The following is a 13,295-nucleotide window of genomic DNA, read 5'->3' on the forward strand; positions in this document are numbered from 1 at the left end:
TGAGTTTTAGTATGTTGGGGATTATCAGTAAATCAATTGCCGTCATCGTTGTTATCGCATCTTTATTCTGCAGTGCCTATGCCTTCGCTGATGACAGCGACGACACCATGGCTGCCATTGAAAAAACCCAACAGGATCTGGTGAACGCACAAACCCGTCAGGGCATGATCAGTGGCTCGAAAGATGCCAAGGAAGTTTCAGCACAAATAAAATCAATGACCGGCAACTCTGCCAACGAACAAGAGCTATATAAGCTTGCCGCGGATGTATTAGGCAATATGAAAGGCCTTTCTTCAGAACAACTGGCGCAAGTTATTCAACAAGCACAAAAAGATCCCGAAGGCTTTCTAAAAACCTGGAGTCCCGAGCAAAGAAAGAAGCTGGAAAACCTGGCGGACCGATTGCCCGCAGCTGGCAAAGGCAAGCGCCCTTAATTGACGACTTCTAAATTTCCGATCATTATCAAGCAATGAAAACAATCTACTTTGCGGCCTCAAGCCTTGATGGATTCATCGCAGACAAAAACGATTCTTTAGAGTGGCTGTTTAAAAACGGCCCCACTGATCTTAGCTTCATCGAAGACTTCATGGCGGGCATCGGTGCTATCGCCATGGGGGCCTCCACCTATCTTTGGCTATTAGAAAACAACAAAGACCCGTGGCCGTACAAAATTCCCTGCCTGGTTTTTACTCACCGCAAATTACCCATGGTTGAAGGCGAAGACATCCGCTTCGTCCAAGGTGACGTGGGTCCCCTGCATAAAGAACTAGTGCGCTTAGCGGCTGGCAAAAACGTTTGGTTGGTTGGCGGCGGCGAACTGGTCGGTCAATTCCATGACCTGGGCTTGGTGGACGAGATGCAAATCCAAACCGTGGCTGTGTTCCTGAACGAAGGAAAGAAGCTGTTCTCCCGCCGAACCGAAACGGCCTTCAAAATCAAAGAAATCAACCAGCGCGGCGATACCTGCGTGGATGTTATCTATACAGTGAAATAGATTTCCACCATTTCCGCCGCAACGCACTCTATTGACTGCGAAAGCCCCGCAAGGTTATCGTTTAAGTCCCTTAACAAGCTCCCCAAGGAGCTTTTCTTTTAGGTGCGCGCCGGTGGTGGAATTGGTAGACACGTACGTTTGAGGGGCGTATGCGCAAGCGTGGGGGTTCAAGTCCCCCCCGGCGCACCATTCAAAAATCCGGAAACACAGTTTTTATGCAAAAGAAGAATTCTGGTTCTTGTCTATGTGGTCAGGTCAAATTTGAACTAGAAGGAACTTTCGAGAGTTTCTTTCTTTGCCACTGTAAGTTCTGTCAAAAAGACACCGGCTCTGCTCACGGCGCGAACTTATTTTCTTCCAATGCTCAACTAAACTGGATCGCGGGGGCTGATAAAGTCAAAACCTATACTCTACCGCTAACCCGACACACCAAAAGTTTTTGCTTGGATTGCGGCTCCGCTCTTCCCAATAGTCAGATGGATGGAAAGCTAATCGTTGTTCCCGCCGGCAGCCTGGACACGGAAGTCACAATAAAACCCAACGCGCATATCTTTTGTTCAAGCAGCGCTTCATGGGAACATGAACTTGATAAAATCAAAAAATTTGATCTGTTCCCTTCCTAAAGGACTTCAACGTTACTTGATCAGGCTGAATACGCTCGAACTAACAATCTGATCTGTGACGCTGATAGAGCACTCACCACCGGTGAACCCCACCTTGATCGTTCCACTGGTGAAACCGGCGGATTTTGATGGAGAGAATGTTCCCTTGTTAGCCGCATTGATAACTTGGCCCGTGGAATCTACGAAGGTCAGTTGTTCAAAGGAAGAAGCACCAACCGCAGCCATCACTTCCTCGACATTTTTTCCTGGAGTAATCGAATCACAGAAGGCTTTGGCAAGGGCTTGCGACTCGGCAGTGTTGTTGTTTTTATAAAAAACCACAATGAAAGACAAAATAGCCAGACCAATGACGACTGCGATAATATTTTTTTGCTGATTCTTAGTCATGTGAATATTGTTTTGCGTGAAGACACGATAGTCAAACTGTAAAGCCCCCCTATACCGGAATATACTTAGAAGGATGCTTTTTCAAAGGGGACCCTGTGGCCAAAGCAATCAAAAAAGAGCCGGAACAACCAGAGTTTAAAATCAAAAGAAAATACTACGAAAGCGAATTGCGCCACCTGCACGAGGAGCTGGTAAAACTTCAACACTGGGTGGTCCACAAGGGACTTAAAGTCTGCATTGTTTTTGAGGGACGTGATGGAGCAGGAAAAGGTGGAACGATCAAAGCCATCATCGACCGCGTCAGCCCCCGCGTCTTTCGCGTGGTGGCCCTTCCCACTCCTTCGGATCGGCAAAAGACGCAGATGTACATGCAACGATATGTCGCGCACTTTCCTGCCGCAGGTGAAATCGTTATCTTTGATCGCAGCTGGTACAACCGCGCGGGAATTGAACGCGTGATGGGTTTTGCTGACAAGGAAGAAGTTCAAAGGTTTTTAAACCAGGTGCCTATGATGGAAAAAGCCATGATTGATTCTGGAATAATTCTTCTTAAGTACTGGCTTGAAGTCGGCCCCGAAGAACAAGAACGCCGCTTATTGGACCGCGTTCATGATGGCAGAAAAACCTGGAAGCTTTCACCGATGGATATCAAATCCTTTGGGTTATGGGATGAATTCACCAAAGCCCGCGACGAGATGCTGGCAAAAACAGACACAGCATGGGCTCCGTGGCATGTGGCCCCTTCGGAAGACAAACGGAAAGTACATTTGAATATCATTCGTCATATCCTAAAGCACGTTCCCTATAAAGCCCTGCCCAAAAAGAATGTCACTTTTCCGAAAAGAAAAATTAAAAACCGCTACGGAGCTGTTAATAAGTTGAAACTGATCAAGGATCACTACTAAGACAGAAGGAAGTCGGAAAGGACTATTCAGACTTCTTTCGATAAGAAAGCAGCTTATCCAGGCTGCCGTCCTTTTTCATCTGCTGAATAATTTCACTGAAAGACTTGGCCATGCGGCGACCACCCTCGGTATCTTTAAAGGCGTAGTATACTTCCTGTCTGGACAGTGGGTTTTCAGAATCAAATGCGATTCCCTTGGCGCGGCTTAACTCCAAAGCGCGCACTCCCGAGCGCTCTTCCACTACAAAAGCATCGATCGCACCGTCAGCCAATTTTTTCATATTGCTGACATCATCGTCCGAAAATACAAACTTTATCCTTCTATTACTGGTTAACTCCACCGCATAAGGATAACGGAAAGTCAGTCCGACTTTCTTGCCTTCAAGATCTTTGATTGATTTTAATGGCTTTACTTTACGGTAAAAAACGTAATCGACCTTTTCATAGAAAGGTACAGTGCGAACAGAATTTTTAGGAGTGTAAACATCCAATGCGGGGAAAAAACCGTCAGCCTCTCCCGTGGTGAATTTTAAGATGGCATTTCCAGTTGGCAAAACATCGATTTTAACATCTGTTTTACTGCGCTGAGCGATATCTCTGGTCAAATCAATAAAGACGCCTTCCGTGGAACTCTCGACCATCAATGGAATTGGAAAAGTTACGAATGATGTTTTCGCCTGAGCGGAAAGAGAGAATAAAAAAAGCCAAAGTATGTGCCAACGCATACTTTTAGTTAAGGTTCACCGACACAAATAAGCAAGATGAATCTTAAAATCCCCACCTTTACAAATTGGATATTATCTGGACACGACCGCGGTGATGATACTTGGTGCTTCGGCGTCTAAAAGAACAATACTGAAATGCCGATCCTCTAGAACTTTTCTGATCTCTTGTTCAGAGTAAAACCGCGTGACCTGTCCGCCCTCGCGCACTTCCCCTGCTCCTTTAGGAACGGATAAAAACAACGCCCCTTTGTTGGGAAGAATCAAATGCAAGACTTCTAGCGAGTGCTCTAGATCTGCTTCAGAAGAATGCTCAAAAGCCGACCCTGCCCAGATTCCACCAATGTCCTTGGGTAACTTCAATGTGCCCAAGTTCGCTGGTGTACCTTCGATAACCTGATAGCCCTCGCCCCGCCATTTTTCAATGCGTTCGCGATTCTCCTCCACGATAACCACATCAAATCCTCGTTTACGAAACTTTTCCGGAAGAGTTCCAACTCCAGAGCCGATCACTAATATGGTTTGGTCGGTATTTACGAAGGAAAGAAAACTTTGAACAGAGCGCAGTGCCTCTGGCGGAATATCAGAGGTTTCAAGCAATTCCATAACAGTCTCCCGATTAGTTCTATTTTGAAGAACTTCCCCGGACCGTTCAAAGTGTATTTTTACGGATGTAATCGACAAAAAGGTGGTCGACTCTTTCTGGAGGTAGCTGGAATGCGATGGCCCCAAGCTCCTTCAGGTAAATTTCCAATATCTGTGTCTCGCTAAGGTCGGGAAATTCACTTTGCATCGCCTTTAGCAGCATGGCCTCTGCCTGACTGATCATTTTTCCGAACTGAGTCCCGGCATTCTTTTCAAGGTAATACAGAACGAACAAATAAGGCATGTTCTGCACGTCTCGCAAAACATCGCGCAGACGTTCACGGATTCCCACGGTTTTTGCGCGCTCAATATTGAAAATCTGCGAGATAACGAATTTATAGGCCTCTTCCAGGACCTTTTCCTTCTCTTTTCCAAAGTAATAGTAAATCAACGAACGTGTGACGTTGGATTCGCGGGAGATATCAGACAAGGTCCATTGCAAATGACCTTTGGCCACTTCCATCTTTAAGATAGCGTTGCAGACCGCAAAATAGATTTCTTCCTTGGATTGAGTTGCCATTCCGCAATTTTGACAAGTCTTAATGAATTCTGTCAATGAATGCCGCAGAATTCGACAGAAACCGCCCAAACCTGTCAACTCAACTCCGAGACAAACAATTTGTTTCTAAATAAATTGCCTTCATAACCACGAAGGAGATCTGAATGTTTACAGTAAATACCGTCGTCCACTCTTTGGGCCGAAAATATCTACAAACTTACGGAAACAGAATGACGACCAGCCACCAGGATCTTCTGGAAAAGCAGGAAAAAAACTTCACAAATTTTAAACGTGCGATGATTGGAACACGCCTTTATAAAGACCTGCGCCTTTCCTACATCAACTCCTATGAAGAGTTCGTCAATCACGTGCCCGCTTTTGAGTACGATGAATATGCTCCCTATATCGACATGATCGCAGCCGGCCACAAAGACATTTTATTTAAAGACAAGGCTGATTATTTCGGCCTGACTTCAGGTACATCTGGTAAAGATTCAAAGCGCGTGCCTTACAACGAACGTATGATTCGTATGTTCATCAAATCGCAAAAGCGCATTGCCAGCAAAATCTCCACCTTGGAGCCTGAAATCAATCTATTGCAAGCAGGCCGCCTGACTTTCGGTTCCGACCCTTATCTTTACACACACAATGGCTTCAAGTTTGGCTATATTTCTGGAATTCTTTCGACGCGAATGCCGAAGGTGTTAGCTAAGAATACATTCCCAAGTCGTGAAGTTCTGGCTATTTCCAATTGGGATAAGAAAATCGAAATGCTGGTGAATGAGTCCATTCAACAAGACATCCAAGTGGTCAGTGGTATTCCGACGTACTTAATTTCAATTTTCGAAGCGGTATTGGAAAAAACTGGCAAGCAATACATCAATGAGATCTGGCCCCATCTTCAAGTTTTCATTTATGCTGCAACTCCGATTAAGCAATATCAAGAGCGTATCAATCGCCTGGTCGGTCACGATTTAAACTATTACGGCGTTTATGCCTCCACAGAAGCCGCAATTGGTTTACCTTATGAAAGGTTTCAAAATGGCCGTCAACGTTACTTCTTAAACCCAGACCTTCTGTACTCGTTCACTCCAGTAAACGGGAAAAAACAAAACCTGGGGCTGCATCAAATCGAAATGGGCGTACCTTACTTCCTCAACGTCGGTACTCCCAACGGAATGATTCACTACTGCATGAAGGACGTGGTCAGTTTTGATCTGGTTGATGGCGATCTGGTTTTTGAATTTGTGGGACGAAAATCCACAGGAATGAACCTAGCCGCAGAAAAAGTCAGCGACGATGATATCCTGAACTGCTACCTAAATACTAAAAACGTCAGCAACGTGGATTTCCGTCACTACTTCCTATCCCCTAGCACGGAAAATGGAAAAACCACTTACCTCTGGACGTTGTTTGTTCCTGAAAATTCCAAAGTCGACACCGAAAACTTAGCGAACACTTTGGATCAGGAAATGCAACGTCTCAATCTTGACTACCGCGACTGCCGCGAGGTCGGAGTGCTGGGCCCAGCCCAAGTACAAATTATGAATGCCGAATACTTGCAGACATACTTTGAAAACAATCGCAGCCGTGGTCAGTTCAAACTTAAGACCACATTTGAAACCGCGGAAGAATATCTAAACTTCATTCGCCAGAATCTGGAACAAGCAGGGACACTGCAATGATTCTATGGATGACTTCCGTGGGTTTTATTTCTGCCTTTGCCTTGGGACCGGCAAGCTTTAGTATTATTCGCAGTCTGGTTTCCCTGCGCACTTGGCCGTGGTCTTCCATCGCGGGATTTTTATTGGGAGATCTCACTTATATTGTGCTGGCGATTTTTTTGCTACAAAGCCAGATTTTAAATCAACTGTGGCTGCGAAATATATTAACCGGCCTGACGGCGGTGATGCTTCTAGGATATTCGCTGTACGTTCTTCTTTCCAGTAAACCAAGAGAAGAAAAGGCACCAAGCCAACTTGGCTTTGGCAAATGCTTGACATTAACACTTTCGAACTTTCATCTCGTGCTAATTTATGCCGGGCTTTTTGTTCACTTGAACGAATCCAACTCCCTTTGGTTGGGAGCAGCCATATACTCTATAGCTTTTATCGCCGGATTCCTGACTTTGTTGTGGGGATTAAAACACCTCCACGGACCTTTAAAAAAGTTTTTAAGAAATATTGAGATCGTAGCCGCCTGCGGTTTCTTCTGCTTTTCAATTTATCTTTCCATGGAGATCCTATGAAACGTCTGATACTTTTACTTCTTTTACTGCCGGGGTCCGCCTTTGCAGACTGTGTTTTAAAAAACGAACTGCGTGGCCAGCGCCACTTTGTCTGCCAGGCACCGGGCACATCGAAAAAGGTTCACGTCCTGGATCTGAATGGCAGTTATGCCGAGACCGCGTACTTTCATGGTTACTTTCTAAGAAAAGAAATCGAAGCCGGTGTTTTACGTGGAGTGCAGGTTCGCTCTGAACGCGCGTTCTCAGCTCTTGATTCCAAATCCCGCGAGCAATTACAACTCATCAAAAAATGCGTGATCAATAACTATAGAGCCAGCGTATCCAGCGATTTCAAAGCGGGTTTAAAAAACCTGCACCGGGGATTAAAAGACGCCGGAAGCTCCGTTGACTGGAAAGCTTTTGAAGAATCCAACTACATGGTGGAGTTTTCAATCTTTGCGGACTCCATGCAAAGACAAATGGAAAAAGATCCCAAGAAAGCTTCTCGCCACGTCTTTGCTTCCTGTGCGCCGTATTTTATCGGTAGCGCTTTAACAAAACCCTTTAAACTGTTAGCTCGTGGTTTAAGATCCATTAAAATGGGTTGCACAGGGATCAGTGCATCTGCAAGCAGCTCCAGGGATGGGGCCCTTATTCACGGTCGTAACTTCGATACGGGTCTATTGGGCTTCTTTGAACCAGAACAAGTCGTGGTGATCAATCGTCAAACCAATGGAACGACTTCAGTCGGCATTGCTTCAGCAGGTTTACACTATGCTGGTGGCATCAGCGGTTTTAACAATCACGGACTTTCTGTAAGTCTGCATGAACTACAAACCGAAGGCACAAAAATAAGTTATGGGTCGGAAATCTCGGATGTCGCTCCATTCTTACTGCACACGGTTCTACAAAAAGCCCGTTCCTTGAATGAAGCGATCGCGATGATTCAAAATCGTAAAGGCTTTGGCGCATGGACATTCTTTATTTCAGATGCAAAAACCGATGAAACCGCTTCGATTGAACTTAGTGGTGACACGGTTGTTGTCGCACGCCGTGCGAAAAACAAATACCTTGGCCAAAGCAATCACTTCCTGGGCACCCAAACCAGCCAGGAAGGATACGAATACAGTCTGAACAAAACTTTGGAAACCAGAGCACGCTTAGCGCATGTTGAAAAAGCTTTGCAATTTGATTTTGGTAACATCGATGCCCAGTGGGTGATCAACCGTTTGAGTGGCCACACCGACGAACTGGTTGGACCAAGAGCTTTTGGTCGTACCACAACCAAGCTTTACACAGCTGCGACTCACGTGATGCTTCCGGCCCGTCAGGAATGGTGGATGAGTGTTGCTGAAACTTACCCAACGAATCGTTCTCACTTTGTGGGATTCCGCTTACTGGGTCCTAACCAAAACTCCCCGGTAGAAATATTGGGGACGACCAAGGCTTGGGAAGATCCTGGCAAAGCTTCGTGGTATGACTCAATGAAATATTATGTTCAAGCATACCTTACTAACGAACAGGATCATGAATCCATCGCTGGCCTTGATCGCACCTTGCAACTTCTGGAAACCGCGTCACGAACGTCTGCGCAAAGTGATGTCTTTGAATTTCCTTACGAGTTTATGTGGGCCAGAATCAAAGTCCTGCGTGCCGCTAAGAATATTGAAAAGGGCCACCGTGAAACCGCGCTTAAGGATTTGAACGAAGCTCAGATGCGTATGACTACAATCGCTGCGCGCTTGGGACCACAGCTTCATGCGTATGAAAACTTCCAGCTGGATATGTGGCAGTTCCGCGCAGAAAATCTGAAACCACAAGCTCTTCAATCGTCTGTCGCGCGAAACAACTTCAAAGTCAGAGCCACAGAGTTGCTGCAAGCTCTAATTCTGAAATATCCTCGGCAAACTGAGTTGTATGACCTGCAAAAAAGTCTGCAACAAGTGGCCCAGCTACCGATCGTCCTTGATGCCGAAATCAGACTGGGAACTGTAGAATAAACTCTGGCACTAATCAGTTAAAGGGCGTATGAATAAAGGCATATGCAAGCCTCCTCCGCCCTTTCTGATTTTAAAAAGCTGATCACTGCCCGTTTTCTTTTTACCCTTGCCGTGCAAATGCAGGCCGTGGTTATCGGCTGGCGCATCTACGAACTTACCAAAGATCCTTTGTCATTGGGATTGGTTGGTTTGGCGGAAGCGATCCCAGCTTTGGGACTTGCACTTTATGCAGGCTATGTGGTCGATCGCTCCCGTCCCTTGAAAGTCTATCGTTGGGTTTTAACCGGAAGCTTGCTGTCCTCAATGATTCTGTTGTTTGCCGCATACAACGGCGAAAACTGGAGCGTTCACTGGCAGGTTTTGGCTTTATATCTTTCGTCAGTATTTTCTGGTTCGGCCCGCGCCTTCTCCCAACCATCCATGTATGCAATTCTTCCAAAGCTCACCAAGCGCGAAGGATTATCCAAAGCTCTGGCCTGGATGAGTACTGCTATGCAAACAGCCCGCGTGGCGGGACCTGCTTTAGGTGGTTTGATTTTTGGTTTTCTTGGTTTGGAAGTTTCCTATTCCGTGATTTTCATTTTGCTGGTCGGTGCGATTTCAGCGACTTACTCGATACAAATGCAGATCGACGCGCCTGCATTGTCGGGCCAATCCCATGCCATGGTGGATGAACTAAAAAGTGGCTTAAAGTTTGTGTTTGGCCACCCGATTCTTTTACCTGCGCTCTCATTGGATATGATTTCCGTTTTATTCGGCGGAGTCACAGCGTTACTGCCGATCTATGCCAGTGAAATTTTAATGGTCGGCCCACGTGGACTGGGACTATTGCGTGCAGCTCCAGCCGTCGGCGCAACGTTGATGGGAATCTATTTAACCAGAGTGGAAATTCGCAAAAATGCTGGTCGTCATCTTCTGACTGCTGTCGCGGGATTTGGTGTATGCATTCTGGTGTTCGCTCTAAGCCAAAACTTTATTCTTTCCATGTTTGCACTGGCATTCAGTGGAGTCTTCGATAGCGTCAGCGTGATCGTGCGCAGTACTGCCGTACAACTGGTTTCCCCAGATCACATGCGGGGACGTATCTCTTCAGTAAATTCAATGTTCATTGGTTCCTCCAATGAGGTCGGTGAGTTCGAATCTGGAGTCGCAGCAAAATTCCTGGGTACCGTTCCGGCAGCCTGCTTTGGAGCCCTGATGTGTCTGCTTACAGTGGGAATTGTCGCCTGGAAATCACCCACCCTGCGCAAGATGGATATGGACAAGATTTAGACAAGGGCCCAATAAGGCTGGCGAAAAATGTTCCGACAGTTTTCAGCAGCCTTATATTGCTTATTAGCTGGTACAAGCCCTGCACATACTGCTCCTGAACATTCACCCAGGAGTCCAAAATGAATTTGATGAGTAAAATTCTGATCGTATCCATGATCGCCTCTGCCTTCACAGGTCTTGCCCACGCTGGCGGCAAGGGTGCTATCGAGGGAGCTCTGGAAGTCCCGGTTGAGGCTGGCAATGCCGAACTAAAAACCCGCACCACCTTCGATACGGGCTTTATGCTGACATTAAAACCAACGGGGGCTCAAACCCTTCGCATCAAATGCCATGCGGCCCTTGGTGCTGACAAAATCTTCGTTTTCTTTAGTGGCAATCAGCTGACTTCCCAACTTCAAGGGAAAATCGACAGCATGGAATCCTGTGCACAAACCCTCAGTGAGATTTCACACGCTATCGAGGCTGGTGCCAGCAGCGTGCGCGTCGAAGTTCATAATGACAACACATTATCTTTTTCCACAAAGTAGTATCTAGCGATATACTCGGCCCTTACCATCCCGGGGGTTTTTAAATGCTTCATCGTTTTCAAATTGAATTGTCTGATATTGATCGAAGCGTTTACGAATCCCTTGATTTTCGCGTGGCCCAACACCCTTCTGAAACTTATCCCTATATGCTAAGCCGCGTGTTTGCTTATTGCCTGGCTTATCAGGAAGGCCTGGAATTCACTCCGGGTGGTCTGGCTGATCCCGAAGCCCCGGCCTTACGCAAGATGGGTCTGCACAATGCTGTGGATCTTTGTATCGAGATTGGCAACCCCTCTGCACGTAAGTTGCATAAGGCCTCTAAAACTGCCAAACAGGTGATGATCTTTACCTATAAAAATCCCGAAGTACTGTTAACCGAAATTCGCAACGGCGACGTTCATCGCGCCAACGAATTGCAAATTTTTGCGTTTAATCCTGATTTCCTGGAAGACCTGGGAAAAGTCGTTGAAAAGAACAACCGCTGGTCCCTGCTGGTACAACAGGGACAGCTGGATGTAACCGTGGGCGAGCAAACCTTCGCAAGCGATCTTAAAACCGTATCTTTATAGCTATATCCAAAAAAATAACAAATTTTCTTAAAGCATTGATTTCATAAGGCAAACCGCCCCTTTCTTGCCTAATTTCTCTCCCATATTTAATTTTTTTATTTTCCCACTAACCCCTGTCAGGGGGCAGATCGTCTTACTTACAACAGAGCATGGACGCTCTGAGAGGGGGATGAAGGCCACGGAAGGCCAGCTGATACCCTCAAAAAGGAAAGTACTTAAGAAGGAGGTACGAAGAATGGAATTAAGAGAAGTTGCAGTTTTCTGCCTCTTTTACTCAGGAGTTGTTTTGTACACCCTGTGGCTCACGATGGTTCAAAAACCTGAGCGAGTGAGGAATCGAAATAAATAGTTTGCGGATCATGAGGGTTTGGTGGTTCCCCTCAAGATCCAGGGGGAGCAGGTGCTCCCCCTTTTTTTGTTTTCACGCAGGCATTGCTTTACGAACCCACATTGTTTCCTTAAGCTAATCCCATGATCGAACAAATCGTGCTTCACCAAAAAGATTTCGCCATTCGTTCCCGCAATGACAATCCCCTGACCCGATTGGGACATCTTGAAAAACTTGAAAGTTTGATCACCGAAAATCAGAACGAAATCTGCAAGGCTCTTTTTGAGGACTTCAAAAAACCTGAAGTTGAAGCATTGATGTCGGAAGTTCTGCCTTTGTTAAAAGAACTCCGCTTTGCAAAAAAGAACATCCGCAAGTGGATGAAACTTAAACGAGTTAAGACTCCCACTTTATTGTTAGGATCAAAAAGCTATACCCACCTTGAACCCCTGGGATCATGCCTGATCATCTCCCCGTGGAATTATCCGATTTATCTAACACTTTCCCCTCTGGTTTCGGCGTTGGCGGCAGGTAACGGTGTCACGATCAAGCCTTCAGAATATGCCCCTCACTGCAGTCGACTTATGCATCGCCTGCTTGCTAAAACTTTTAAATCAGAACAATTGACGGTCATCGAAGGTGGTCCGGAAACGACGACTGAATTATTGAAACACCCGTTTGACCACGTCTTTTTCACCGGCAGCACGGTCGTGGGTAAGGTTATCATGCGTGGAGCATCCGAACACCTGGCGCGAGTAACCCTGGAACTGGGAGGAAAGTCGCCGACCATCGTGGATAACAGTGCGAATCTGCACGAGGCTGCTAAAAAAATCGTCTGGGCAAAATTCTTTAATGCAGGCCAAACATGTGTGGCTCCTGATTATCTGTTCGTTCAGGCCGATGTGCATGACCACTTTGTCAGATTGCTGAGACAAGAAATTGAAAACTCCTTTGGCAAAAGTCCTGAAGCCAAAAAATCCTCTGCCAGCTTTGCCCGCATCATCAACCGCAAACACACGGATCGCCTGAAGGGTCTGCTGGAAAATGCATTGGCAAATAACATCAGCTTTTTAACTGGCGGCGAAGTGGATTTAGACCAAAATTATGTCGCACCGACCCTACTGGATAAAATTCCACCCACGGCGGAGATTATGGGTCAGGAAATCTTTGGACCTATTTTACCGATCATGACTTTTAAGGATTTAAGCGAGGTCGTATCTTTCATCAACGACAATCCAAAGCCCTTGATGATCTATCTTTATTCCAATTCCAACTTCAACCTTCGCGTGATCATGAGAGAAACAAGTTCTGGCTCGCTATCAGTCAACGATTCCTTGATTTCCCTAATGAATCCGCACCTTCCCTTTGGCGGCGTGGGTGCAAGTGGTCTGGGTTCATATCACGGTGAATTTGGTATGGAAACATTCTCCCACAAAAAGGCTGTCTTCAAGCAAGGCTTTGCGGGAAGAATTATGAATCGCTTTTATCCGCCATATGACAATGGAAAATTGGGTTTGGTAAAAGCGGTGATACGTTTCAAAATTTAAAGAAACTGTTACTTCACGCTACAAATTCGTATTTATATTAGGTTGCGTTTT

The 13,295-nt window shown here is 46.0% G+C and carries 15 protein-coding genes and 1 tRNA gene; 12 read left to right on the forward strand and 4 right to left on the reverse strand.

Annotated elements, in window-relative coordinates; translation table 11 throughout:
• Positions 1-11 precede the first annotated feature (11 nt).
• The 4 genes from ACLWNV_RS10740 (at position 12) to ACLWNV_RS10755 (ending at position 1,617) form a co-directional block, all read left to right on the forward strand.
• Positions 12-434 (forward strand): hypothetical protein, encoded by a 423-nt coding sequence (locus ACLWNV_RS10740; RefSeq protein WP_413584416.1) that lies wholly within the window; start codon positions 12-14, stop codon positions 432-434.
• Positions 435-469: 35 nt separating this feature from the next.
• Positions 470-994, forward strand: coding sequence for a dihydrofolate reductase family protein (locus tag ACLWNV_RS10745; RefSeq protein WP_413584417.1), 525 nt, complete (start codon positions 470-472; stop codon positions 992-994).
• A 106-nt stretch (positions 995-1,100) separates the two neighbouring features.
• A tRNA-Leu gene (locus ACLWNV_RS10750) sits at positions 1,101-1,183 on the forward strand.
• Between the two features lie 26 nt (positions 1,184-1,209).
• Positions 1,210-1,617 carry a GFA family protein gene (locus ACLWNV_RS10755; protein ID WP_413584418.1) on the forward strand — a complete coding sequence of 136 codons (408 nt, stop codon included), beginning with the start codon at positions 1,210-1,212 and terminating at the stop codon, positions 1,615-1,617.
• 12 nt (positions 1,618-1,629) lie between these two features.
• Here the strand turns inward: ACLWNV_RS10755 and ACLWNV_RS10760 are convergent, their stop codons facing one another.
• Positions 1,630-2,004 carry a hypothetical protein gene (locus ACLWNV_RS10760; RefSeq protein ID WP_413584420.1) on the reverse strand — a complete coding sequence of 125 codons (375 nt, stop codon included), beginning with the start codon at positions 2,002-2,004 and terminating at the stop codon, positions 1,630-1,632.
• Positions 2,005-2,063: 59 nt separating this feature from the next.
• On the opposite strand from ACLWNV_RS10760, the gene ppk2 reads away from it, so the two are divergent.
• Positions 2,064-2,909: a polyphosphate kinase 2 gene (gene ppk2, locus ACLWNV_RS10765; RefSeq protein WP_413587634.1), complete on the forward strand. Its 846-nt coding sequence runs from the start codon at positions 2,064-2,066 to the stop codon at positions 2,907-2,909.
• A gap of 22 nt (positions 2,910-2,931) precedes the next feature.
• Here the strand turns inward: ppk2 and ACLWNV_RS10770 are convergent, their stop codons facing one another.
• The 3 genes from ACLWNV_RS10770 to ACLWNV_RS10780 form a co-directional block, all read right to left on the reverse strand.
• Positions 2,932-3,633, reverse strand: coding sequence for a substrate-binding periplasmic protein (locus ACLWNV_RS10770; RefSeq protein ID WP_413584421.1), 702 nt, complete (start codon positions 3,631-3,633; stop codon positions 2,932-2,934).
• A gap of 72 nt (positions 3,634-3,705) precedes the next feature.
• On the reverse strand, positions 3,706-4,236 hold the full coding sequence (locus tag ACLWNV_RS10775; protein WP_413584423.1) for a hypothetical protein: 531 nt from the start codon (positions 4,234-4,236) through the stop codon (positions 3,706-3,708).
• A gap of 46 nt (positions 4,237-4,282) precedes the next feature.
• On the reverse strand, positions 4,283-4,795 hold the full coding sequence (locus ACLWNV_RS10780; RefSeq protein WP_413584424.1) for a TetR/AcrR family transcriptional regulator: 513 nt from the start codon (positions 4,793-4,795) through the stop codon (positions 4,283-4,285).
• A 143-nt stretch (positions 4,796-4,938) separates the two neighbouring features.
• Between ACLWNV_RS10780 and ACLWNV_RS10785 the strand changes: the two genes are divergently transcribed.
• The 7 genes from ACLWNV_RS10785 (at position 4,939) to ACLWNV_RS10815 (ending at position 13,244) form a co-directional block, all read left to right on the forward strand.
• Complete coding sequence (locus ACLWNV_RS10785) at positions 4,939-6,459, forward strand: GH3 auxin-responsive promoter family protein (RefSeq protein ID WP_413584425.1); 1,521 nt, start codon at positions 4,939-4,941, stop codon at positions 6,457-6,459.
• Positions 6,456-7,022, forward strand: a complete 567-nt coding sequence (locus ACLWNV_RS10790) for a hypothetical protein (RefSeq protein ID WP_413584426.1) — start codon at positions 6,456-6,458, stop codon at positions 7,020-7,022. The genes ACLWNV_RS10785 and ACLWNV_RS10790 overlap by 4 nt, the downstream gene beginning before the upstream one ends.
• The gene (locus ACLWNV_RS10795) at positions 7,019-9,001 is read left to right on the forward strand and encodes a C45 family autoproteolytic acyltransferase/hydolase (protein WP_413584428.1); all 1,983 of its coding nucleotides are present in this window, start codon (positions 7,019-7,021) and stop codon (positions 8,999-9,001) included. The genes ACLWNV_RS10790 and ACLWNV_RS10795 overlap by 4 nt, the downstream gene beginning before the upstream one ends.
• Positions 9,002-9,043: 42 nt before the next feature.
• Complete coding sequence (locus ACLWNV_RS10800) at positions 9,044-10,273, forward strand: MFS transporter (RefSeq protein WP_413584429.1); 1,230 nt, start codon at positions 9,044-9,046, stop codon at positions 10,271-10,273.
• A gap of 119 nt (positions 10,274-10,392) precedes the next feature.
• Positions 10,393-10,800, forward strand: a complete 408-nt coding sequence (locus tag ACLWNV_RS10805) for a hypothetical protein (protein WP_413584430.1) — start codon at positions 10,393-10,395, stop codon at positions 10,798-10,800.
• A 44-nt stretch (positions 10,801-10,844) separates the two neighbouring features.
• On the forward strand, positions 10,845-11,369 hold the full coding sequence (locus ACLWNV_RS10810) for a YaeQ family protein (RefSeq protein WP_413584432.1): 525 nt from the start codon (positions 10,845-10,847) through the stop codon (positions 11,367-11,369).
• Between the two features lie 471 nt (positions 11,370-11,840).
• Positions 11,841-13,244, forward strand: a complete 1,404-nt coding sequence (locus ACLWNV_RS10815) for an aldehyde dehydrogenase family protein (RefSeq protein ID WP_413584433.1) — start codon at positions 11,841-11,843, stop codon at positions 13,242-13,244.
• Positions 13,245-13,295: the final 51 nt, after the last annotated feature.

The organism is Bdellovibrio sp. HCB274, assembly GCF_047306075.1.
Taxonomy (GTDB): Bacteria; Bdellovibrionota; Bdellovibrionia; order Bdellovibrionales; family Bdellovibrionaceae; genus Bdellovibrio.